The 22769-nt window shown below is 40.9% G+C and carries 22 protein-coding genes and 1 other annotated feature; of the genes, 7 read left to right on the top strand and 15 right to left on the bottom strand.

Annotation, left to right across the window (positions count from 1 at the left end):
• Positions 1–14 precede the first annotated feature (14 nt).
• The 3 genes from V6984_RS04765 to V6984_RS04755 form a co-directional block, all read right to left on the bottom strand.
• On the bottom strand, positions 15–953 hold the full coding sequence (locus tag V6984_RS04765; RefSeq protein WP_342758654.1) for a tRNA-dihydrouridine synthase family protein: 939 nt from the start codon (positions 951–953) through the stop codon (positions 15–17).
• A 37-nt stretch (positions 954–990) separates the two neighbouring features.
• Positions 991–1272 carry a GNAT family N-acetyltransferase gene (locus V6984_RS04760; RefSeq protein ID WP_342758653.1) on the bottom strand — a complete coding sequence of 94 codons (282 nt, stop codon included), beginning with the start codon at positions 1270–1272 and terminating at the stop codon, positions 991–993.
• Positions 1273–1350: 78 nt separating this feature from the next.
• The gene (locus tag V6984_RS04755) at positions 1351–3258 is read right to left on the bottom strand and encodes an endonuclease MutS2 (RefSeq protein ID WP_342758652.1); all 1908 of its coding nucleotides are present in this window, start codon (positions 3256–3258) and stop codon (positions 1351–1353) included.
• A gap of 978 nt (positions 3259–4236) precedes the next feature.
• On the opposite strand from V6984_RS04755, the gene V6984_RS04750 reads away from it, so the two are divergent.
• Together V6984_RS04750 and V6984_RS04745 are read left to right on the top strand one after the other, a co-directional pair.
• Positions 4237–4668, top strand: a complete 432-nt coding sequence (locus V6984_RS04750) for a MarR family transcriptional regulator (RefSeq protein WP_342758651.1) — start codon at positions 4237–4239, stop codon at positions 4666–4668.
• The gene (locus tag V6984_RS04745) at positions 4669–5232 is read left to right on the top strand and encodes a flavin reductase family protein (RefSeq protein ID WP_342758650.1); all 564 of its coding nucleotides are present in this window, start codon (positions 4669–4671) and stop codon (positions 5230–5232) included.
• On the opposite strand, the gene V6984_RS04740 is transcribed toward V6984_RS04745, so the two are convergent.
• Both V6984_RS04740 and V6984_RS04735 read right to left on the bottom strand, forming a co-directional pair.
• Positions 5229–5978 carry an alpha/beta hydrolase gene (locus V6984_RS04740; protein ID WP_342758649.1) on the bottom strand — a complete coding sequence of 250 codons (750 nt, stop codon included), beginning with the start codon at positions 5976–5978 and terminating at the stop codon, positions 5229–5231. The two genes, V6984_RS04745 and V6984_RS04740, sit on opposite strands and share 4 nt — an antisense overlap.
• 196 nt (positions 5979–6174) lie before the next feature.
• Positions 6175–8226 (bottom strand): methyl-accepting chemotaxis protein, encoded by a 2052-nt coding sequence (locus tag V6984_RS04735; protein WP_342758648.1) that lies wholly within the window; start codon positions 8224–8226, stop codon positions 6175–6177.
• Positions 8227–8390: 164 nt separating this feature from the next.
• Between V6984_RS04735 and V6984_RS04730 the strand changes: the two genes are divergently transcribed.
• Positions 8391–8606, top strand: coding sequence for a helix-turn-helix transcriptional regulator (locus V6984_RS04730; RefSeq protein WP_342758647.1), 216 nt, complete (start codon positions 8391–8393; stop codon positions 8604–8606).
• Between the two features lie 144 nt (positions 8607–8750).
• Here the strand turns inward: V6984_RS04730 and V6984_RS04725 are convergent, their stop codons facing one another.
• The 8 genes from V6984_RS04725 to V6984_RS04690 all read right to left on the bottom strand — a co-directional run bounded on the left by V6984_RS04725 (position 8751) and on the right by V6984_RS04690 (position 15727).
• A complete protein-coding gene (locus tag V6984_RS04725) occupies positions 8751–8903 on the bottom strand; it encodes a hypothetical protein (protein ID WP_342758646.1) in 153 nt (50 codons plus the stop codon).
• A gap of 10 nt (positions 8904–8913) precedes the next feature.
• A complete protein-coding gene (locus tag V6984_RS04720; RefSeq protein ID WP_342758645.1) occupies positions 8914–9447 on the bottom strand; it encodes a GNAT family protein in 534 nt (177 codons plus the stop codon).
• 65 nt (positions 9448–9512) lie between these two features.
• A complete protein-coding gene (locus tag V6984_RS04715) occupies positions 9513–10427 on the bottom strand; it encodes a GNAT family N-acetyltransferase (protein ID WP_342758644.1) in 915 nt (304 codons plus the stop codon).
• A gap of 185 nt (positions 10428–10612) precedes the next feature.
• Positions 10613–11056 (bottom strand): VOC family protein, encoded by a 444-nt coding sequence (locus V6984_RS04710; protein WP_342758643.1) that lies wholly within the window; start codon positions 11054–11056, stop codon positions 10613–10615.
• Between the two features lie 165 nt (positions 11057–11221).
• Positions 11222–12058, bottom strand: a complete 837-nt coding sequence (locus V6984_RS04705) for an RNA polymerase sigma factor (RefSeq protein WP_342758642.1) — start codon at positions 12056–12058, stop codon at positions 11222–11224.
• 93 nt (positions 12059–12151) lie between these two features.
• Entirely contained in the window at positions 12152–12517 is a 366-nt protein-coding gene (locus tag V6984_RS04700) for a RidA family protein (protein WP_342758641.1), read from the bottom strand.
• A gap of 107 nt (positions 12518–12624) precedes the next feature.
• Complete coding sequence (locus V6984_RS04695) at positions 12625–13836, bottom strand: DNA glycosylase AlkZ-like family protein (protein WP_342758640.1); 1212 nt, start codon at positions 13834–13836, stop codon at positions 12625–12627.
• A 109-nt stretch (positions 13837–13945) separates the two neighbouring features.
• Positions 13946–15727: an alanine--tRNA ligase gene (locus V6984_RS04690; RefSeq protein ID WP_342758639.1), complete on the bottom strand. Its 1782-nt coding sequence runs from the start codon at positions 15725–15727 to the stop codon at positions 13946–13948.
• Between the two features lie 60 nt (positions 15728–15787).
• Positions 15788–16031 (bottom strand) — a binding site (T-box leader).
• A 251-nt stretch (positions 16032–16282) separates the two neighbouring features.
• Here V6984_RS04690 and V6984_RS04685 point away from each other — a divergent pair.
• Positions 16283–17506 (top strand): transposase, encoded by a 1224-nt coding sequence (locus tag V6984_RS04685; RefSeq protein WP_342756217.1) that lies wholly within the window; start codon positions 16283–16285, stop codon positions 17504–17506.
• A gap of 192 nt (positions 17507–17698) precedes the next feature.
• Here the strand turns inward: V6984_RS04685 and V6984_RS04680 are convergent, their stop codons facing one another.
• Together V6984_RS04680 and rsgA are read right to left on the bottom strand one after the other, a co-directional pair.
• Positions 17699–18337 carry an N-acetyltransferase gene (locus V6984_RS04680; protein ID WP_342758638.1) on the bottom strand — a complete coding sequence of 213 codons (639 nt, stop codon included), beginning with the start codon at positions 18335–18337 and terminating at the stop codon, positions 17699–17701.
• Positions 18337–19347 carry a ribosome small subunit-dependent GTPase A gene (rsgA, locus tag V6984_RS04675; RefSeq protein ID WP_342758637.1) on the bottom strand — a complete coding sequence of 337 codons (1011 nt, stop codon included), beginning with the start codon at positions 19345–19347 and terminating at the stop codon, positions 18337–18339. The genes V6984_RS04680 and rsgA overlap by 1 nt, the downstream gene beginning before the upstream one ends.
• 506 nt (positions 19348–19853) lie before the next feature.
• Here rsgA and V6984_RS04670 point away from each other — a divergent pair.
• The 3 genes from V6984_RS04670 (at position 19854) to istB (ending at position 22769) form a co-directional block, all read left to right on the top strand.
• On the top strand, positions 19854–20378 hold the full coding sequence (locus V6984_RS04670) for a helix-turn-helix domain-containing protein (protein WP_342758636.1): 525 nt from the start codon (positions 19854–19856) through the stop codon (positions 20376–20378).
• 80 nt (positions 20379–20458) lie between these two features.
• Positions 20459–21940 (top strand): IS21 family transposase, encoded by a 1482-nt coding sequence (gene istA / locus V6984_RS04665; RefSeq protein WP_425324244.1) that lies wholly within the window; start codon positions 20459–20461, stop codon positions 21938–21940.
• Complete coding sequence (gene istB, locus V6984_RS04660) at positions 21933–22769, top strand: IS21-like element helper ATPase IstB (protein WP_342755953.1); 837 nt, start codon at positions 21933–21935, stop codon at positions 22767–22769. The genes istA and istB overlap by 8 nt, the downstream gene beginning before the upstream one ends.

The following is a 22769-nucleotide window of genomic DNA, read 5'->3' as shown; positions in this document are numbered from 1 at the left end:
CGAAAAGCATTGCCCTATTTTATTTGCTGTTCCTGAAATAGTCTGTCCGTTATTTCCTCATAATCGCACAGCCTCGACGTTTTCTTTATCTTTTTTAGATATTTTTCACCTTCCGGGAACATGCGAATCATGTAAAACCACAATTCCTTCATCTTGAACAGAAGATTGACGTCACCGGAAAATGACTCCTTATAGTCCGAATACAGCTTGTCGTGAAACTCCTTAATCCGTCTCTTATCCGCCCCCGGCTCACCCTTTATTCTATCGATGAGCGAAGGATCTCTCAGCACGCCTCTGCCGATCATCACACTGTTTATCTGGGGGAATTCCCCGCAAATCTGCTGGTAATCCTGCTTTGTAACGATATCTCCATTATAGCATAACGGGTTTTTGCCAGCCGAAACCGCATAACCGAACATCTCTTTATTCGGTGTGTTGTTATAATAGTCCGTCTGTACCCTCGGATGAACGATCAGCTCATGGAGCGGATATTTATTAAATATATGCATCAGCTCATAAAATTCCTCTGCCGACTCCTTTCCGATTCTCGTCTTTACAGAAATTTTTATATCGGCGGCTGCGAATACCTGTTCCATAAAGATATCCAGTTCCTTGCGTTTTGCAAGAAATCCTGCACCCTTTCCCTTAGCCACCACAGTTCCTGATGGACAGCCGAGATTCAAATTCACTTCATGATAGCCGTATTCTTCCTTAAGTTCCCTCGCTGCCCGGATAAAATGCTCCGCATTGTTTGTAAGAATCTGAGGAACCACATACATTCCTTCGTTGTTCTTTGGCAGAATATCCTTCATTTCCTTCGAGCCCAACCCACGATTCTGGTTCGGCGATAAGAAGGGAGTAAAATATTTATCTATACAAGGAAAAAAGGTGTTGTAGGCATTTCTAAATATATATCCGGTAATTCCCTCCATAGGGGCAAAATAAAAATTCATAATATGCTGAATTATCTCCAATCAAATATTCTAAAATCTATAGCCATTGAATAAATGCAGTCTTATCCTTTCTATTATATCCTGCCTGCTCGTAGAACCTCAGAGTGCTTTCTTCCTTCGCTCCGGTAAGAAGCATCAGTTTATAACAGTTTTCCTTTACGGCCAAGTCTCTCGCATAATTCAGGCAGGCCGTCGCCAGCCCCTTTTTTCTATGCTCTCCGTCGGTAATGACGTTCTCAATGAACGCATAAGGCCGTTGATCGCGGGTGAGATTCGGGATGATGACGCATACGCATGAAGATACGATTTCATGTATCATAGATTATCTCCCTTTTCCACGAGTTGATTTTTCAATTATAGCATAAAACTTTTGCAATATATACTATCAAAAATGCATTCACTCTTCTATCGACAGACTTCTGTCCTCCACATGCTTCCGGTCCATTTGATGTCGCAATTTGCGATTTTCCACCGAATCGAAAATAATGGAAAAGTCATAATCCTCCGGATACAGTTCCGTCGCCGCCACATGCAGCTTGATCCGCTTATGGTTGATATAAATTTTCTTATCCTGCAGCTGTACGCGCAGCACTCCCTTTTCATCAGCCGTCTGACAGACGATTCCAATTTTTTTCTCAGGATAAACCATGACACTGTCTCCCAGCCGAAACTGCATAGCTTTCGTCTGACGGTTCGCCGGATCCTTCTTTTTACGTATATGCGCTCCGGCCGCTTTCTCCACCCTCTCTTCTCCGGCCGGAATATTCAGCTCTTCCGGCGGGTTATCTCCATAGGCCTCCTTTACCGCTCTTTGCAGCATGGAAGCCGGCATGCCCAGTTTACCGGCAATATAGAATGCACAACTTTCTCCGGCTTCTCCGATTACCATCCGGTACAAAGGCTTCAAGCTTTCTTTATCAAAAGTCATTCTGGCATTTACCACTCCCTCCGCTTTATCCGCATATTTTTTTATTTCGGGATAATGCGTTGTGACAAGATAAAGGGCACCGCTTTTCTTCAGCTCCTCCAAAACAGCAACGGCGATTCCCATACCCTCCGCAGGATCGGTGCCGGAACCCAGTTCGTCCATAATTACAAGGCTCTCCTTGTCCGCTCTGTTCAATATATCCAGAACATTGGTAATATGCGCCGAAAAGGTGGAAAGATTCTCTGAAATATTCTGACCGTCCCCGATGTCACACAAATATGCGTCATTCATACAGATATCTGCTTCTTTACAGGTTACATGAAGTCCACACTGGGCCATCATACAATTTAATGCTACCGTCTTGATCGCTACTGTTTTTCCTCCCGTATTCGGTCCGGTGATCACAATACCGTTTGTACCGTTTCCAATCTCAAACTCCAACGGGACATTGATATCCGGATCCATCAGCGGATGCCTTCCTTTTACCAGACGGATTCTTCTTTCGGTATTAATAACAGGCTGTACTCCTTTATACTCAAGACTGAGCTTTCCTTTCGCAAACATGAAGTCCAATTTTTCTATCGTCTTATTATTCCGTTCCATAATTTCTGCCACACCCGCAAGCATTGCCGTCAGGGAATATAGGATTCTTCTCACTTCGTTCTCTTCATCTATTTCCATTCCCTGAAGCTCTTCATAATACCGTCCCACCGCAGCCGGTTCTATAAATATGGTATTTCCGGTGGCAGATTTATCTATGACCGCTCCCGCTATTTTCAGCTTATATTCCTTTTTTACAGGAATACAGATATGCCCGTTTCGTATGGTACTGAAACTGTCCGACATGTATTCCTTATTTGTGCGCATTACGTTATCCGCTTTATCGCGCATTTTGCTTTCGGTCAGACTTATATCTCTTCTTAGGTCTCCCAGCAGCTTCGAGGCATAATCATCTACTTTTCCGTCACGGATGTTTTTTTGTATTTCTTCTCTGATTCCTTCCAGTGAATCCAGATTTTCCTCATAATAGGGAATGCTCAAATCGTACTGCTTACAGCGGTTTAAGTAATCTTTCAGGCGCTTAACACCAGTCAGTGAAATACCTACTTTTTCTAATTGTTCTTCCGTCAGACAGCCGCCTTTTTCCGCAATCTGTATCAACTCGCCGATACCCCTTAAAGATGTTAATGGTGGATTCCCCGCTTTTTCCAAAAGCAGCCTCGCCTCAGTTGTCTCCCGCATTCTCGCTCTCAGCTCGCTTTCCGACATGTATGGCTTCAGAACTTCTATTTCTTCCTTCGCTTTATCCGTGTATGCCAGTTCCATTAGCTTTTCTTTTACTGTATTAAATTCCAATATTTTTTCTGTATTCAACATTTTTATAACCTTTCTCCTTTCAATCTTATCCTTCCTTCGTTTTTCTTTTCTGAAGGCACCGGCCGCATCGGGTTCCCTTATTTGGACAAAAGTGTATTTTGAACATATTCCCCGCCGAATACATTGGCTGTACAGCTTCTGTCCCGCGCGCGCAGCTGCGCATACTGCACGAAGTGCCTTTATCTTATAGGACGTACTTTCCTATAAGGATTAGGGTGTCAAAAGGTCCTTTTGCAAACGTCTCAAGTCAATATGCTCAAAACAAAAAGACTCCTGCTCCGAATTCCAATATATAAGAAGTTCTAATTCTCAGTCTATTCGCGCCAAACATACCAGAAAACAAAAAACTCGCTGCGCTCAAACAGTTTTGTTTTCTGTTATGGCTCAAATATCCAGAGAAAGAACTTCTAAATATTTACATAGGCGCAGTCGTTCTTTTGGTTTTGGTCATATTGACCAGAATGTATTTATAAAGGACCTTTTCACCCTAATCCTATAAGATAACAAAATGAGCGCTGAAGTATCCGTCTTTAAGACATGCCTTTTCAGCGCTCATAAATAAAACAGCCCATAATAAATAAACTCCGTAAAAATATGTGTAAATGACAACAAAAAAGCACAACGATACCGTTATGCCTTCCAAAGAGTCTAAATAATACAAACGTCTATTTGAAGTGTATGAACTCTTGCCACGCAAGGGTTAAGCATTCAGTAAAGCAGATACACCGGCTTCATTCGCCGATAAAAGGACAGACCCATAGCGTAATCGCTAACGTCTTTCCTTTTCAACTATTTAGTTAGTTGTGTTCTCCAATACCGACTCACGTAACATGAACATACCTCTCTTTTTTTTAATAATGATTTTATGCTATCCCATTATATTGTTTTTGTCAATATTTTTTAATTCAATTTATATATTTATAAAAAAAGTTGACACTTCTATAACTATATAATATATTCCTATATGGGAGGATTTCTATGGACACACAAGGAGGATTTTTAATTACACAAATAAAACAGATTGGAGGGCGAATCTTCGAAAAAATATTATCCGAAGAAAATATTGATGAATTCAACGGCGCACAAGGAAAAATATTATATGTTCTTTGGCAGACGGACCGCATATCCATCGCAGAATTAGCGACTCAGGTGGGCCTGGCAAATACCACCTTAACCAGCATGCTGGACCGGATGGCTGAAGCGGACTTGATCATGCGCGTTCCGGACGAAGCGGATCGTCGGAAGAATTTGATTGTTTTAACAGAAAAAGCACGAGGATTACAAGAAAAGTACGAGCAGGTTTCCAGGCGGATGAATGAAATTTATTATAAAGGCTTTACCGAACAAGAAATCATTCAACTCGAAAAACAACTAACAAGAATCTTGAAGAATTTGAAGGAGGTAAATTAAATGAGTAAAATATCAATGCCCATATCTAACGATTTCTGCCCGCAAACGTTGTTTCTATATGGTACATATAAGGAGGATGGTACGCCGAATTTCGGGCTCTTTTGCTGGTTCAGCTACTACTGGGACAAAGAATTAGGTGTAATGGCATGTATTGGTGGGGAGAAACTTACGAAAGATAGGATCAATGCAACAAAAGTATTTTCTGCGAATCTAGTGACAGAGGAAATGCTGCCTCTTGCGGACTTTTTGGGATCGACCGACGGATACCGTGTGGAGAAAGCGGCTCATACGCTGGAGACAGAAAAAGGACAGGCCCTGAATGTTCCTGTCTTATCATGCAGCCCTGTAGTCTTTGAATTGGAAGTCGTCAACACCATGCAAATGGACGATGGTTCAGTGATGCTATGTAAAATTAGGAATGTTCTCGCCGAAGAATTTCTAAGTGATGCGAGCATGAGCGTGGAGGAGCGGATCCAAAAGATCGCACCTATCAGTACTACCTGCTCCACTTATTTTTCATGGGACGGGAAGAATCTCGGGAAATGGGGGACCTGCTTCGATTAACTTTCCATAAAACCTTGCAGCTTATCTGCATACGCCCTCGGATTGCCAAGGCTGCAGCCACAATGGCCGCAGCCTTCAAACACATCCGTTTGACTTCCGGGTATTTGAGACGCAGCGTACCGGATTTCTGCTTTCATCGCTCTGCTTTCTTTGCTGCCGCATATGACAAGGACCTTTGCCGTTGTCTGGCGAAGGCCTCCCGGCAGCTCGTAGCTAAAATACGTCCGGTACAAGTTATAGTTGCTGTCCGCACTTACGGCTTTCACATCTTCGGTAATCTTATCGGCTATCTCCATAGGCCATCCGCTGTATTTGCATTGAAGTCTCACAAGCCATTTCCATTGATACATTTTCTCCATGGCGTCAATCATCCTCCGTGACATCAGCCTTGCCAGGGCCTTCTTAGGGCGGCAGATCCCGCTCTCTAAAAATGCCCGCTCAGCTATCCGGGGCCTTTTGCCCAGAATCTCCATCGCTATCTGACTTCCCAAAGAAGCCCCCGCAATGCAAAATAGCCGGCCGCCCAGATTCTCATCGATATACCGGATGATCTTCTCTGCTTCCTCTCTTGTCGACATATACATAATGGCATGCTCTTCTCCATGTCCGTCCAGTTCAGGAACGATTATCCGATATTTATCTTTCATCAGCCTGGCAGCCCGTTCAAACATCCACTTTGAATTACCGCCTCCGTGAATGAGCATAACGACGGGCAGTCCTTCAGCCCCATAACAGTAAAATTTCATAAGGTATCAAATTCCTTCCTTTTTCCTTCGTTCAGGCATTCCTTGCAAGCAATGTGCCTGATACAAGATATTTGCTACTATTCAGCCTAGGGCTTAATAGCGGCAATTGATATCACGAATATTTTACCATTATTTCTTAATAAAGTATACATACCATCGTTTGACAAGGTCTTACACGCCCTGAACGATGGTAATATTATTGCAGTTTAAACTTACCGACCTCCTCATTCAGAAGAGCTGCCTGCGAAGCCATTTCCTCGCTTGTTGCCGAGTTCTCTTCCGCGGTTGCCGCATTATTCTGTATAACTGCCGATACTTGATTGAGCCCCTCTCTTATCTGATCGATTGAAATCGTCTGGTCGGCAGATACCTCTTCAATTCTGGAAATACCTTCTACCACTTTCAAAGTATCCACTTCAACTTCCTGTAAGAACCGCGCCGTTTCTTCCGCTATTTTTGTACCTGTTTCCACATCTTTCAAAGAATTCTGGAGAAGCTGTACTGTCTGCTTGGCCGCCTCTGCAGATTTTTGAGCCAAATCACGCACTTCATCCGCCACAACAGCAAACCCTTTTCCCGCTTCACCGGCTCTGGCTGCTTCAATAGCTGCATTCAAAGACAGTAGGTTTGTCTGGGAAGCTATTCCATCAATAACTTTGGTAATATCCGCGATCTGATTGGCAGAGGATTCGATGTCCACCATAGCTGCAGTTAGCTGCACCATACGCTGGTTGCCAACATTCAAACGATTCGCGGTATTCTTCAACTGTTCGGTAGTTGTTTTGACCAGATTCAGATTCTCCTCCGCCTGCCTTGCGATTTCAGTAGAAGATGCATTCAATTCCTCCACCGTAGCAGCCTGTTCCGTGGAGCCGGAAGCAAGTGCCTGTGCGCCGCCGGAAACTTGTTCCGAGCTGCTGCTTACCTGTGTGACAGACAAGCGGATTGTTGACAGAGTATGATTCAAGGAAGCCGATATTTCTTCAAATGCCTTTCTGATAGCAGCAAATTCTCCCACATAATCCTGCTCCAAATGAATACGCATGTCTCCTGCCGCCATAGTTCCCAAAACAGAAGCAATCTCTTGTATATATGCAATGTAACGCCTTAACTGTACAACTGTACGGTTAATAGCCTCTCCCATCTGCCCCACTTCGTCTTTCGTAGATACCTTGGCTTCAATATCCAGATTTCCCTCTGCAATAAGATTCGCCGTATCAGTCAGTTCCTTAATCGGCTTTACTATCGACTTCGAAACCATCAAAATCATAAGGAAAATGCAAAGGATAGCCAAAAGGAATATAACCAACAGCGTTCCCACCACCACTAAGTATTCCTGATTAAACTCCGTGTTCGGAAGTCCCGTGGCCATTATCCACCCCGTATCTCCTATCGGTTCCAGATAACCATGGTTAGCAATTCCGTGAGAGGTATAATTTATACGTCCCATTGAGCCTGATAGAATTGCATTTTTAAAATTTTCCGACATATCCGTTTCTGAAACATTAAGATTAACATATTCTGCCGCCGGATGGTAAATAATCTGTCCTGTACCGGTTGTCATAATGTAAAATCCCGTATTTCTCAACGTATAGCTTCCAACAGTCTCCGCCAGGCCTTCCAAGACGAAGTCCAATCCCGCCGCACCTATAATTTCCGATGTACCCGATTTATATACGGGTGAAACCACGCTGACGATCTGCTTTTTCGTAAAACTGTCTTCATAGGGCTCGGTCATAATGGTTTTATTTTTTTCAAGAAGTTCTATGTACCAGGATCGTGTCGTAATATCCCATCCGGTATTTAAAACAGAACCGTCCGACTGCGCAATCTGACTGGAATCAACATCTGCCATCCAAACGGACAGTATGCTGTCGGAATTCGCTTCTTCGATATTTATAAGAGTTTCATATGCCGCTTTGAAATTGCCGGCCTGATCAATGTTCTTACCCGGTGTAACTTCAGTAAACAACATTTCCATCTGAGTATTTAAGGAAAGCTGCTCCGTAATTTCCTGATATCTTGCAAAATATCCCTCCACTTCATTAGATGCCGCCAGCGACTGGGCACTCAGTTCATTTTCACTCAAACGGGTTACGGAAGCGACCACAATACCTACAATAATGATTCCTACAATTAAATAGGAAAGTATTACAGGACCTCCGATGGTAGTGAGGATCTTTGCAAAAAGTGTCCGGAATTCTCCTGCCTGTTTTTTGGGTTTCTTATTTTCTTTTTGTACAGTCATATCGACTACTCCTTTGTATAAATGTATTGTATTAACTTATGGTTATTTGGTTATAAATAAATTATATTTTGTATAATATCTAATGTTTACATTATATAATCTATACATCATTTATGCAAGCATGAGTTTTTCGATATAATTAAGGCTAAAAAAGGAGGTTTTACATGGTACGCTTGCGCATATTGCAAATATTATCTGAGCAGGAGCATACGAAGTATTGGCTATACAAACAAATGGATTTAAGCTATCAAAACTTTAACCGCATGGTTACGAACCAAACTTCGTCTATAAGGTTTGATAATCTTGACAAATTAAGCAAAATATTAGATTGTCCTGTTGGGGATTTATTCGAGGCAATAGAAGACGTAAACACTAAATAACCCCTCTTTGCGTTATCAACAAAGAGGGGTTATCAATACCCATTGAAAAATTTGCATGTGCAGTCCGAATCGGTACGCATGCTTTATATAGTCATGAACTTTATTACTTCCCGGTTAAAGAATTTGTATCCATCAAAGTTGGAATTATGACCGGCACCCGGAATGATCACCAAAGGATATCCGGCTTCCTTCGCCGTACAGCGGCATATCCCATGTTATCACGATCAGCTTATCCCGCAAATATTCTGTTTGCTTATCAAAAGGAGTGTGGTCTGCCGTTAGTCCGTGAGTAAACATAATGACACTTTTATCTTTTAAGTCGGCCTTCATCCTGATTTAAAATGGCATATACATAGGTATCCCAGTAAATAGGCCTGCCCTGCTCATCATTATGAAAAGAAATATTTTTTATAAAATGTGCTTCCTTCTTGAGTCCGCACTTCTCCATCAATTTCCATGATGGCACATTCCCGGGTGCGCATTCAGCAAAGATTCTATGAATACCATGGGCAAAAGTGTAGTTAATCGCCGCCGTGCAAGCTTCCGTTCCATATCCTTGGTTTTGATAGTTCTCGTTAAGGACATATCCGAGCTCCTTCGCATTGAAATCCCTTTTTCCTAAATAAACGTTACCGATCACCTTATGACTGGCTTTTAATTCAATAGCAAAGAATTCATCACTGCCAGTGCGGTATTCTATTTCCTGATCAGCTTTTTGGACGGTAAAATCGGGATAACTTTCGAATTCAGCACGAACACGCTGCAGCATGTATTCGCACAGGTCCTCTTTATCTCTTAATTCAAAGTTTCTGACAATTAATCTTTGAGTTTCTATTTTCATAGGGCTCCTTAATACGATCTAATATTCGTCCGGTGAATCTATCGCAAACATATTTCACCATTTTATTAAGCATGTGATATCTCCGGGAACATCATTTTTTCCAGTTCCACCTTCTTCAGATTGTCTCCCAGAATAAATAAAGTGCAATCTTTTACTATGTGCTGCTCTATATCGTAGTCCTCTTTTCTGGCCGGTGTAAATCCAAGCTTTATCTCCGATACTCTTCTGAAAGAAGCAGCAAGCTTTTTAATGTCTATCACGTCTTTGCTAATAATCTGATATATTTTGAGCGTATCCGCATTTAAATCGGCAATAATATATGCCCCTATATCCGGCAAATAGTATACATTCTCTCGAAATTCTTCCGCCAGCCAGAACTGATATAATCCGAGGTTGTCGCACATATTAAAACCATCGTTCGGATTATTTCCTCTTGCTGAAGAATTATATTCCATGATAGCGTTATACAATTTATCACATGTGCCTTTATCAGACAAATCTGTTTTCTCAATCCGGGATGCATTTCTTTCGATATCCGATATTGCTTCACTTTCCCAATGCAATTTGCAGCTATACTCATATTCTTTAATCGGGGTGAATCCGAACCTCGGATAATATTCCAGAACGCTGTCATTTCCAAAAAGATATATTCCATCAACCTTTCCCCGATACTTTTCCAAAATCTTTTCCAGTATGTATCTGTTAAGTCCCTGACCGCGATAATCAGGGTCGGTCATAACCGTCCCAAGCTGAATATATTTTTTAATTTCCCCGCCCATATTGAAGTACATGAGATTAACCGACACATTCGATATAACTCTGCCTTTATCCTCCAAGACATGAGGTATATATTTATCTCCCCATTGACCTCTTTCATACCATTGTTTGAAATCAAACCCGTATACCTTCTGCGTCAGCTCGTTAAAGCTTGCACGCAATTTATCATCATCTCTCACATTTATAATATAATTGTATTTCATATCCCATGTTCTCCTTTAACAATAAGAGCCAAAGCAATGCCACTAATATTATAACAAGCTTATCCAATGTTTCATAGCATCTTATAAAAAAACACCCCTAAATCAACAGCATTTCGCCATCGATCTAAGGATGTATAATTTAATCCCGGTAATCATGTAACGCTTTCATTTCATCAAGTAAGCTCCTAGGCACTTGTAACGGGGATTAAATAATCTGTTATTCCCAAGCGGTTTCCGAACGGGTCTTCAAATTCGACGGCATATCCTGTTTTTATCTTGAATGGTTCTGATAAGAAAACTATTCCCATTCCTTTCATTTCCTCATATTTCTTCATAACATCGGATACTTCAAACCATATGGTCGGCTTTAAATCCTCGAATTTGCTTTTATCCTTTAAAATAATTGCAGGTTCCTCATTTCCAACATTATATGCAATCATCCCCTTATCAGTAAAGTCAAATTTCATCTGTAGTCCTAATAATTCTCCATAATATTTTTTAGCTTCTTCCATATCACCGACAGGAAGAAAAAAGTTATCATAATTTTTCATTTTTATACCCATCTGTGCGTTGCGACGCACACTCAAATCAATAGTTGAATATACATTTTTATTCAACTTTTTATCCACTCTATCACTTACCTCCTACTAATTATGCATACCTCCATTTTTATTACTGCCTTTCATCACTCCTTTTCTTTCCTAATTCAGCAAAGATATCGTCAGATATCATGATATTTTCCTCCTCATAGATAAAGATGCTGCATTTATATAAAAGGCCCGGGTGAAAAGCTTTTATTTATATAAACTTCCGATTAACAGAATAATATTTTGATACCACTGCTTTGGCGGCTGCATTTCCGGAATACGGCGATAGTAAAATGCTATTTTATTCCTGGTTTCCAAATCAAATGAATATTCTTTTTCCTTATAATCAGGCAGGCTCTTTTTCATAGCCTCCTGAAGCTTCTCACGTGTAAGGTAGAATTCACTCCATGCTTCGCACCGGCACGGATTTTTTATATCCAGAATATTGCAGTGTCCCTGAAAAAAGGCATCCAGATTCATCCTTGCCCTGTATAGCAATCCCTTAACCGCTTTTGGCGTAATATCCAATATATCAGCGACCTCTTTGATCGATAATCCAAACATATCAACCAAAGAAAAAGTTATCCTTTGATTCAAGGAAAGTTTCCGAGCCATTGCCAAAAAGCATCCATTCCGTATTTTAATCATTTCCTCAGCCATAATGATTTCATCAACGACTATTTCCTGAACATCGCTCAGAAGGTCAGAATCATTTTCCAAATCTTCAATATTCTCTATGTAATCAATATTTTCGCGAGCTTGTTTCCTTATCATCATCTTAAATTCATTCACACATATTACATGAAGCCATTTTTTTAGTGCTGCAGGTTCTTTTAAGTTTTCAAGATGCTTCCATGCCTTTATGAAGGTTTCTTGCGCCAGATCCTCTGCCTTTTCAGCTTTACCCGACAGCTTAAATGCTAAATTATAAACATAGCTGCCGTATTGTTCTACTATCGTTTCAATAGAAATATATTCCATTTTTATCCCCATCTGTGCGTCGCCAAGCGTACTCAAATCAATAGTTAAAAGTTTTTTCTTCATTATATTCGTTCGAACGAATAATAGCAATGTAAAAGAGGACACATTTCAGCAATACTTCCACCGAAAAATGTCCTCTGAAGTTTCTCTTGTACCCTATTCTTTGTACGCAATTGCATCGATCTGAACGTGCAGCTCATCCGGTCCCCCGCTATGTGCGAACGCTGTCTGTATCGTCTTTCTCGCAGGGTATATGCCTTCAAACCGCTCCTTAAATACTTTTTCCATAACCGGAATATTCCAGACATCCTTTAATAAAACATCCATCTTTACCACATTATGCAATGACAGATTTACTTTTTTCAAACGTCTTTCCATATCATCGAGTGCTCCATGAACCTGTTCTTCAACTGTTCCTCCTACGTTTCCTACGCAGAAGCTGAGAAATACATAGTCACCGGCCTCCACGATTCCGGAATATGCGCACTCTTCATTAACATCCGTTCTAATTATCCTGTTCATAATTAATCTCCATTCTATCATAATCTGCAAGTTTGCGGTCAAACAAGCTTGTTGAGTGAAACTTAGACTTTCTTAGACTGCGTATTTTACTGTCTTAGAAAATATTTTCACTCTTCTTCCTGCTTTAAAATAATATCTTCATATGTGTCCAGACACTGTACGGACAGATACCTTGCGAAATCCTCAATTGAATGTTGTATCTGCTCTAACAATTCATCCGTAATAGTTATATTTTTTTCACACCACCAGTTTTTGATGGAAAACGGCTCATTTTTCTTGGGCTTTTCCGGTTCAAACCTCGCGATCAATTGATTTCCATATAGAACAGGAAGAACATAATATCCGTATTTGCGCTTATCTATTGGAGTATAGACCTCCCATCGATAATTGAAATCAAACAGTCTGTTTATCATCTCCCGATCCCATAGCATATTATCAAGCGGTGCCAAAAACTTTACATGTTTCTTTTCCAAGTTAACATCAAAAAATCTTTCATCTTTGCTAATCATATAAAATGGTGATTCAATCCCTTCAATCAGAACCATTTGCACTTCACCTATATGAACCAAATGAGCCAGAATTTCCTCTCTCAACTTTATATTTGATATAAAATGTCCCTGCCATGCACCCCCGCTTTTATTCCATAACAAACCTACACTTTGTATCCTTCGTTTGATATACCATTCCAAAAATTGTCTGTCGCTTTTGGAATCCTCTTGTGCCAGTATCTCCTTTGGCACTACATTTTCCGTAAAATCATAATATTTATGAGTCCCTCTTTTTTCCTTAACACTTAATTCTCCGGTACAGTAAAGATAATCCAAGGCAGCACTGGAAAGCTTTTTATGCCCCCAGCGGCTCGCTCTGCTCTCACCTATCGATATATCTTTACTGCTGGTGAGTCCGTACCTCTTAACGTGTTCTCTCACATCATCCAGCACATTTAATGCATCAAACTGTTCTCTACAGGCCAATCTCTCCTTTGCCGTCTCTCCGCAGGCAGCTCTTATCCTTCTGAATTTATTGAAATCATCAGCTTCATAAATACACATTTCTTTATCAAACCCATCAATTAATTCATATCTTTGATAAAGCAGTTCATATAACATGCCCGGCTCATATCCGCTTACTCTGGCCTGCAGGACCAAATCTGCATTTCGACCGACAACATTCAACGGATCGTATTGTATACTTTTCATTTGGCGAAAACACTCCATCACCCCCTCTATTCCTTTTAGATTCCTTGCCTGATTCAAATTATGGTAATTTACCAAAAAATTCCTTGCTTCTTCCATTGAAATTATTACTTCTCTGTTCATATGCCCTCCGTTAAAGCAAATATAACAAAAGAAGTATGACACCTGTATGTCACACTTCTTCAAATTATTTCACTATTTCGTTGCAATACATGCAGGTTCTCCAAAATACTCATTCAGACTCATTCAAAATTACCGCTTTTATTCGCCTTACTCCCGCTGAAGAAGCTTCTTCCTTAATGATCTTGAAAGCGCCTAGTTCTCCTGTATTCTCCGCATGCGGTCCTCCACAGATCTCGTTGGAGTAACCCGGTATGGAATAGACTTTTACTTTTTCTTCATATTTGCTCGAAAATACTCCAATCGCACCTGATTGATAAGCCTCCTCGATCGCCATTTCTTTCATAGATACTTTTATCTTCTTTTCAATTGCCTCATTAACAATTCTTGAAATTTCTGCGAGTTCTTCCTCCGTCACTTTCCTGTTAAAAGAAAAATCAAACCGAAGTCTTTCAGGCGTAATATTACTTCCTCTTTGATATATCTCATTTCCAAGTACTTTACGTAACGCGCCGTTTAATAAATGTGTTGCTGTATGGAGTCTGGCTGTCTGTATACTATTGTCAGCTAATCCGCCTTTGAATTTCTCTCCTGCACCATTTCTCGATTTGCTCTGATGCTCTGAATATTTGCTTTGGAATTCCTCTAAATCAACGCGACATCCCTTTTCCTGTGCCAATTCACAAGTAAACTCAATCGGGAAACCATATGTGTCGAATAATTTAAATGCCAGCTCTCCATTTAGAATACCGTTTGCTCCAACGCTTTCAAGACACTTTTCCGCCTTTTTTAAACCGGCATCCAATGTTTTTGTAAATAATTCAAATTCCTTTTGTAACTGGTCTACGATAAAGTTTTCATTTTCACCAAGCTCTTTATAGATATTCTTATACTGATCGATTATGACTCTCGCCAAATCGCATAAAAAATTGTGATCTATTCCTGATTTCTTAAACAGCCTTATCATCCTGCGGATCAAACGTCGTAAGATATAGCCCTGTTCCGTATTAGACGGACTAATCCTCTTGGAATCCCCCAGAATAAAACTGACAGCTCTAATATGCTCACAGATAATCCGTTTATTTCTCATTGACATTTGCTTATTCAATCCACTTATAAGATTATTTAAATGAGTCATTACGGGTACAAATAATTCTGTGTCATAAACATTGGTTTTTCCATTAAATACTGTCAAAACTCTTTCAAGCCCCATACCTGTGTCCACATTTTTCTGCTTTAATTCTTTAAAGCTTCCATCCGCCTCTTTATTAAATTGCATAAATACATTGTTCCATATCTCAACATATTTCCCGCATTTACATGATGGTCCACAATCTATGCTGCACTTTGGCTTTCCCATATCATAAAATATCTCTGTATCCGGACCGCACGGTCCCGTCTGTCCTGCGGGGCCCCACCAATTTTCTTCTCTGCCATAGTAAAATATTTGTTCCTCTTTTAACCCCTTGTTCTTCCATATGACCCCGGTCTCAATATCCTTCGGTACAAGTAAATCACCTGCAAAAACAGTTACCGCAAGACGTTCTACGGGGATATTCAGAACATTTGTCAGTAAATCAAAACTCATTGATATTGCTTCTTCCTTGAAATAATCTCCTAATGACCAATTCCCCAGCATTTCAAAAAATGTTAAATGTGTATCGTCCCCAACCTCCTCAACATCTCCGGTCCTTACACATTTTTGAATATCTGTAAGGCGCTTTCCCTGGGGATGATTCTCACCAAGCAGATAAGGCACTAAGGGGTGCATCCCTGCAGTAGTAAATAAAACCATCGGATCATTTTCCGGCAAAAGTGAAGCAGATGCAATTTCTTTGTGCCCCCTTTCTTCAAAAAAATTTACATACATTGTTCTTAATTCATTTGCTGTCATTAAAATGCTCCTTTCTGTTTATTTACTCAAAACAAAAAGCCCTAAGCTGACTCATTGTCAACTTAGGGCGAACTATCATGTCCGTGTTACCACCTAATTTCAGATTTCTCTGCTCTCAATCAATACGGGATATCTCCGATATTGTTTCCAAAATAACGGCGGAATTCCGTTGAAGCCTACTAAGATTATACTGTTCGGTTCAAAGCTCAGAGGCTGCTTCCATATTAGATCAATGAAGATTCGCACCATCCATCTTCTCTCTGTGAAATCCCTAATACTTACTATTCCTCATCAAAGCCTTTTCGTTTTAAGTTAGGTGTATAGTATCACGTCGGAACTGTATCTGTCAATTGAATATTATTTTCTTGAGTTTTCGTAGTTTTATCCACAAACCCCTTGTTTCACTAGTAATGCAATGAACAACTTTCAGAAAATGCCCAAAATATAAGGAATCACCAGTCCTTTTGTAGTAGAATTAAGTTGCGAAACAAAATCTACACTAAACAATAAAGAAAGGGATTCCTCATGCTTAATTCTACTACAAAAACCTACACTTTGAAACGTGAAATTTTATCTTTTTCAAACAAAATATCCCGTAAGCTTTCCAAACCGGACAAAAAGTTTACTTCGGACATGACCTATGGCATGTTAGCTTCTGGTAGTTGTCTTCTGACTGATATTGCAGATCAACTTCACGAAGACTCTAAAAAGGTCAACAGTGTTGAGCGCCTTACCAGACATTTAAATAAAGGGACTTCCAAACAAGCCTTACTTTCTTATCTTCAAACTGTTCGTAAATGGGTGCCCGATGATCCGGTAATCCATATCGATGACAGTGACGTCATCAAGCCTGACGGATATAAGTTTGAGGCTCTTGGTATGGTAAGGGATGGTTCCAAAAGTACTAAAACAAAAAATGTCTACGAGAAAGGCTACCATGTAACAGAGGCCTGTGTCATGACAAAAGACAATCATCCTGTCAGCATTTACTCCAAAATCCATTCTTCAAAAGAAAAGACCTTCACCTCTGTCAATAGCGTTACCTTCGATGCCATGGAGCGTGGAAAAGCAATGTTTGGAAAAGCTACTTTTGTTATGGACCGGGGCTATGATGATAATAAGATGTTCCTTAAGCTTGATGAATTAAAACAGGACTATGTGATTCGGCTTACTGCTAAAAGAAAGCTCCTTTTCCATAACAAATGGGTAGCTGCCACAGAACTTCGAAATCGTCGGAAAGGTAAAATCACGACACCTGTATTCTATAAAGGTAAAAAACGGGAGGCTTATCTATCCCATGTGAAGGTTCAGATCACCGCATCCAGAAAAGACATTTTTCTGGTTCTTGTCTATGGCATCACAGAGTATCCGATGATGCTCGCAACGAACAAAGAATTAAAATCCAGAGATGATGTAATCCGGATTGCAAGACTTTATTTCTCCCGCTGGCGCATCGAGGAATATTTCCGCTGCAAGAAACAGGTCTTCCAGTTCGAAAACTTCCGAGTTCGGAAACTGAAAGCAATCAATGCTCTAAATTTTTACATTACCATGTGTATGGCATTTCTTGCGCTGGTTTCAATGAAAGCAGAAACAAATGCCCTAAAAGTTTCAATCATACAGACAGCAGCTCCTATAAAGGAAAAAGTTCAATTCTGCTATTACCGATTAGCGAAAGGTATCTCTGGTATACTGTCGTATGCAAAAGAAGGTGTCAGGCTTTGGTTCAGAACAAAACGTCCTGCATACCGTCAACTTTGCTTTAAGCTGATCGCATAAATAGATAACATAATATTTCTCCCAAAGTCCGGTTCCCACGGGGCTTGTTTCGGTGACTCTATTCGAAGTATTGTCCTTTTATTTTTCAAAAAAAAGACAGATTGGTACTTTAGGAGAAGTTATATTTTTTAAAAATTACATTTTACGGAAACTCAAGAATATTATTTTAGAACATATTATTGAAAATGCGTTTCACGACCATTGTCCCGGTAGTTTTAATTTCTCCATATAAGGAAATTTCTTATCATATTCTTCCACTCTGTCCGTATATAATTGTTCAAATATTTCTGATTCATAAAACTCTCCATGAATATCGCCAAAAGCATTCGGTACTATCTCATACCCCATGAACGCATCAAAGTTCTTCCCTTCTTTCGTGGTGATTCCATATCGATCACAAGTCTTAAATCCATGCTTAGGATAATATCCCGGTTCACCAAAGATAATAATTCCCTTATATCCTTGTTCTCTTGCTTCTTTTATCGTTATCTCTAACAATTTTCCTCCTATGCCTTTGTTTTGGTAATCCGGATCTACACATAGCGGTCCAAAAGTCAACACATCCGCCCTCGCATTTCCATCCAGGACATATGCTTTGGAATAATAAATCCCTCCCACGATTTTATTGTCTAATTCTGCAACCCGGCTTAGATCTTCCATGTAGTCTGCACTGCCTCTAAGCAAATGAACCAGATAATGCTCATCACATCCCGGACGATGCAGATTCCAGAAGGCTTTCTTCGTCATATATTCCGCATTATAATAATCATCTTTGGTTTCTTTTCTTATTATTAGATTTCTCATCTCATTCCCCGCGCTTTCAATCTCCATTACCATTCCTCCATTTTGCTATTTACTTTTGACGAATTCCTCACCATTTTTTTATTAGTCTTCTTACTCTCTCTCGATTTATTTCTGCTTTCTTTTTCTGCTTGAAAATCTGATTCTCTTTGAAGCTTTAAATAATTTTTCCATCTGGCATCGGTTAATGTCCCATTTTGCAAAGCGCTTCTAACCGCACAATCCGGCTCGCCCGTATGAGTACAGTCGCTGAATCTGCATTGCACAGCCAAACTGATTATATCAGAAAAACTATAATCCATTCCATCTTCAACAATCCACATACCCAGCTCCCGCATTCCCGGTGTGTCAATAATCTTTGTGCCATTATCCAATACAAACAGCTGACGGTGGGTTGTCGTATGATGGCCTTTGGAATCCTCTTCTCTAATCCCCGCCGTCTCCATAACTTCTCTTCCGAGTAAATAGTTAGTGAAAGTAGATTTTCCAACTCCTGATGAGCCTAAGAATACAATTGTCTTATCCGGTTCTAAATACTTTTTCAGCGGTTCCATCCCTTCGCCTGTAATTGTACTAACCGTATAAATATCCGCACCCAATGCTATTTGACTGACCAATTCCACTTTTTTCTCCACATCTTCTGCGATATCCGTCTTTGTAAGTACAATGACCGGCTGTGCTCCGCTTTGCCATGAAGCAGTTATATATCGCTCCAGACGTTTGAGATTAAAGTCGAAATTAAGTGACATCATAATAAAAACATAATCAAAATTCGCAGCAATAATCTGCTCTCCCTTTCCAATATCCGGATCTTTTCTTGAAAACTTAGATTTTCTTTCCTTCGTCTTGATTATCAGACTGTCTCCCGTGGAATTATATGCTAATACAACATTATCCCCTACTGTGGGGAACTCCTCTTCTCGTTCATCCGAATAATAAACTCCCGTTTTTAATCTTGCATAAAAATTCTCACCATTTACATATACCTCATAGCGATCCCTATGAACTGCCGTAACAAAACCTTCGATTCTTTCTTTCAAATATAGCGCCTCTCTTTCCTTCTCATTGCAATAAACAGCATATCAACCAATCAAAAAAGGGCATAAAAAAGCCACAGTAAAAGCCCATAAAAGCTACAACTGCGATACGATCCACGAAAAAAGAGTACAAAAAAAACACATCCTATCATGTGTTTAACGTAAGTTAAGCTATTCATAAGAGTATAAAAGTGGCATTCCAAGAAATTCATCTTATAACATGCCCAATATTCAATTAGTCTGCAACTACCTCATTTACATTCGATTTTTTCATAGTTTATCTCCTTTCGAAATTGCTTAAGCTTTATTTTGGATATGTGACTTCCAATTATTATCAAGATAACATATATTATTTTCTGAGTCAATATTTATTAATTTGTTTTTAGCATGAGTTAGTGTAGGATTACAATACATATGTTACAAAACTAAATAATAAAAAGCGAGAATACCTTTTTGTGTTATATTTAAGTCACCACAACAAAAACCTACACAAAGGAGCGTATTCTCGCATGGCTAGTATAACACAGGATATGAGGTATCGTCTATCTCTCATTCATTACGCGGATAAGTATGGTGTCTCCAAGGCCGCTGTCAGATATAAGACCAACAGACAGTATATTTATCGTTGGAAACGTCGTTTTGATGGTTCTATCGAATCCCTTAGGGACCGTTCCAGAAAACCTCACCATCACCCCAACCAGCATACCGATGCCGAAAGGAAGCTCATTTCGGATATGCGCAGACGCAATCCAGATGCCGGACTGGTCGTCCTTTGGGTCAAGCTCATGCAGCGGGGATACTCCCGCTCCATCCCCGGACTCTATCGCTTCCTGAGAAAACAGGGCATTCTGGCACGAAGACCTCCAAATCCCAAGTACATCCCTAAGCCTTACGAAGCCATGAGCTATCCCGGACAGCGCATCCAGATCGACGTCAAATTTGTCCCTTCTGTCTGCCTGACAGGTGATGCTGTGAATGGCATAATAAAAATACCCACTTTTGGCGGAGAAAATTCCCCACCTTGTTATGCCTAACGTAAAGACCAAGTTATACTGAAAGCGTAACAAAGGACTCTCCCCATAAGGAGGAAAATTTTATTATGCTGGAGGTAGACATGAAAACTACAATCATGACTCTGTATCAGAAAGGATACAACAAAACCCAGATTGGGAAGATGCTTAGCATTGACAGAAAAACAGTACGCAAAGTGCTCAGAGAAGAAACGCAGGGAAAGGAGCTGCCACAGGAAACACAGGAGGGAACCTGGCCGTCCATGCTGGATGAATACAAGGAATACATAGAAATCCAGTTATCCAAGGAATTGTCCATTACCCGCATCCACCAGGATCTGCAAAAAGAGTTCGGCGTTGCCTGCGGTTATACCACCCTGCGCGATTATGTGAAAAAAATAAGGAAATCCCAGCCTCACGCCTACATGGTGCTGCATTCCCTGCCGGGCGAAGAGGCACAGGTAGATTTCGGTTATATCGGAACCTTGAGAGTAAATGGAACACCGCGCAAAGCATGGATCTTTGTCATGTCTTTGAGCTACTCCCGCTACATGTACGTTGCTGTTACTCTGGATCAGAGCGTGCAGACCTTCATCCGGTGCCACACAGAGGCATTCCGGTACTTTGGCGGAGTTCCCCAGACCGTAAAGATCGACAACTTAAAGGCTGCTATCGTTGAGGCAGACTTTTATGAGCCGACCGTGCAGCGCACCTATGCCGCTTTTGCCGGGCACTATGGCTTCCTTCCCAATCCGTGCCGGGTATACACACCAACCGATAAAGGGAAAGTAGAATCGAACGTGAGATACGTAAAAGAAAACTGCTTTAAGGGACGGGATTTTAAAGAAATCGAAGAAGCAAAGCGGTTTCTCCTGTCATGGCTGAAAGAAACGGCAAACCGTCGGATACACGGGACTACAAGCCGAAAACCGGAAACCGTATATCTTGAGACAGAAAAAGCATATTTAAAGCCGCTTCCTGCGCAGGACTTTCTCTTTTCAAAATCCGGGGCCGCCACCGTAAGGACAGACTGCCATATCGTTCATGACGGCAATTATTATTCCGTGCCTTACACTTATATCGGAATGGAAGTGGATGTCATCGAAGTGAATCATTTATTGAAAATCTACCATGCCGGAAAAGAGATCGCCCTCCACAGTCTGTGCGGGAATGCAAAGGGCGAACATGTGACGGATAAGAGTCATTACCCATCTACCAAAACAATAACACAGGAGGAGCTTTTGTCAAGCTATCGCGAAAAAATGGCACAGGTGGGGACAGGCGCGCTGGCATTTCTGGAAGCATTTAAGGATACGGAGATGTACCAGTGCCATCATTACCGGAGCATTTCCGGTATCCTGGCACTCCGAAAAAAATATGGGGAGGATGCCGTAGACAAGGCCTGCCAAAGGGCATGCCATTATGGAAACATTACCTACCGGGCAGTAAAAAAGATCTGTGAAAGCGGTCTGTACCATCTTCCACTGGAGGATGAACAGGAACTGTCCATGGAAGGAAGAAGCAAAATCAGGAAACTGTCGGATTACCGTCAAATGACAGGACTGGGGGTGATCTCCCATGAATGATTCCTTACAGGAAAAGATAAAAAAGCTCCATCTTGCCGGAATTCTCCAAACAGCGGATATGCGGGCCCAACAGGCAGCAAAGGAACAGATGTCCTATATCGAATTTCTTGAACTGCTCATAAATGATGAAAATCTTAACCGCTCAAGAAACAGACGTAACGATCGGATGAAGCGTTCGCGCATGCCCCAGCATAAAACAATGGAAGAATTCAACTTTTCATGGCAGCCCTGCCTGAACCGTCAGGTCATCTATGCCCTTGGGACCTGCGAGTTTATCCGGAAAAAAGAAAATATAGCTTTTATCGGACTTCCCGGAACCGGTAAGACTCATCTCTCCATCGCACTTGGCATAAAAGCGATTGAACAGGGGTACACGGTGCTGTTCACCACGCTTTCGGAAATGATGGAGGATTTATACATATCCCGTGCGGACAACTCTTTCCGCCAGAAACTGAAGAAATACATTTCACCGGATCTGCTGGTAATTGATGAGTTTGGGCTCAAGAAGCTGGGCCAGACAAATGTGGACGATCTTTATGAAGTGATTTCCAAAAGATACGAGACAGCCTCTACCATCATTACTTCCAATAAGCAGTTTGATGAATGGGGGAGCATTCTTTTTGACCCGGTACTGGCAACGGCCATTCTTGACCGTTTTGTGCACCACTGCAGCTTTATAACTATAGAAGGTGAAAGCTACCGGATGAAAGAACGGGAACGGATCAGCGCTGTGAAACGGCGGGGCAGACCGAAAAAAGAGAGTTCAGGAAATGGAACAAAGGAAGGTTTGAGCGAAATGGAAGAGACCGAAGAAAGCGGGGATTTATGA

Origin of the sequence: Kineothrix sp. IPX-CK (genome assembly GCF_039134705.1) — a bacterium.
Classification (GTDB): Bacteria; Bacillota; Clostridia; order Lachnospirales; family Lachnospiraceae; genus Kineothrix; species Kineothrix sedimenti.
The sequence above is the reverse complement of the archived record's forward strand: the minus strand, read 5'-3'. Positions and strand labels throughout refer to the sequence as shown.

Excerpts from the sequence above, each read along its gene's own strand:
- V6984_RS04670 (WP_342758636.1), top strand. The coding sequence starts at position 19,854 with ATGGCTAGTATAACACAGGATATGAGGTATCGTCTATCTCTCATTCAT.
- V6984_RS04735 (WP_342758648.1), bottom strand. The coding sequence starts at position 8,226 with ATGACTGTACAAAAAGAAAATAAGAAACCCAAAAAACAGGCAGGAGAA.
- V6984_RS04760 (WP_342758653.1), bottom strand. The coding sequence starts at position 1,272 with ATGATACATGAAATCGTATCTTCATGCGTATGCGTCATCATCCCGAAT.
- V6984_RS04705 (WP_342758642.1), bottom strand. The coding sequence starts at position 12,058 with ATGAAGAAAAAACTTTTAACTATTGATTTGAGTACGCTTGGCGACGCA.
- V6984_RS04755 (WP_342758652.1), bottom strand. The coding sequence starts at position 3,258 with ATGTTGAATACAGAAAAAATATTGGAATTTAATACAGTAAAAGAAAAG.
- V6984_RS04720 (WP_342758645.1), bottom strand. The coding sequence starts at position 9,447 with ATGAAAATAGAAACTCAAAGATTAATTGTCAGAAACTTTGAATTAAGA.
- istA (WP_425324244.1), top strand. The coding sequence starts at position 20,459 with ATGAAAACTACAATCATGACTCTGTATCAGAAAGGATACAACAAAACC.
- V6984_RS04695 (WP_342758640.1), bottom strand. The coding sequence starts at position 13,836 with ATGAACAGAGAAGTAATAATTTCAATGGAAGAAGCAAGGAATTTTTTG.
- V6984_RS04730 (WP_342758647.1), top strand. The coding sequence starts at position 8,391 with ATGGTACGCTTGCGCATATTGCAAATATTATCTGAGCAGGAGCATACG.
- V6984_RS04700 (WP_342758641.1), bottom strand. The coding sequence starts at position 12,517 with ATGAACAGGATAATTAGAACGGATGTTAATGAAGAGTGCGCATATTCC.
- V6984_RS04750 (WP_342758651.1), top strand. The coding sequence starts at position 4,237 with ATGGACACACAAGGAGGATTTTTAATTACACAAATAAAACAGATTGGA.
- V6984_RS04715 (WP_342758644.1), bottom strand. The coding sequence starts at position 10,427 with ATGAAATACAATTATATTATAAATGTGAGAGATGATGATAAATTGCGT.
- V6984_RS04740 (WP_342758649.1), bottom strand. The coding sequence starts at position 5,978 with ATGAAATTTTACTGTTATGGGGCTGAAGGACTGCCCGTCGTTATGCTC.
- V6984_RS04690 (WP_342758639.1), bottom strand. The coding sequence starts at position 15,727 with ATGACAGCAAATGAATTAAGAACAATGTATGTAAATTTTTTTGAAGAA.
- V6984_RS04745 (WP_342758650.1), top strand. The coding sequence starts at position 4,669 with ATGAGTAAAATATCAATGCCCATATCTAACGATTTCTGCCCGCAAACG.
- V6984_RS04765 (WP_342758654.1), bottom strand. The coding sequence starts at position 953 with ATGAATTTTTATTTTGCCCCTATGGAGGGAATTACCGGATATATATTT.
- V6984_RS04725 (WP_342758646.1), bottom strand. The coding sequence starts at position 8,903 with ATGTTTACTCACGGACTAACGGCAGACCACACTCCTTTTGATAAGCAA.
- V6984_RS04680 (WP_342758638.1), bottom strand. The coding sequence starts at position 18,337 with ATGGAGATTGAAAGCGCGGGGAATGAGATGAGAAATCTAATAATAAGA.
- istB (WP_342755953.1), top strand. The coding sequence starts at position 21,933 with ATGAATGATTCCTTACAGGAAAAGATAAAAAAGCTCCATCTTGCCGGA.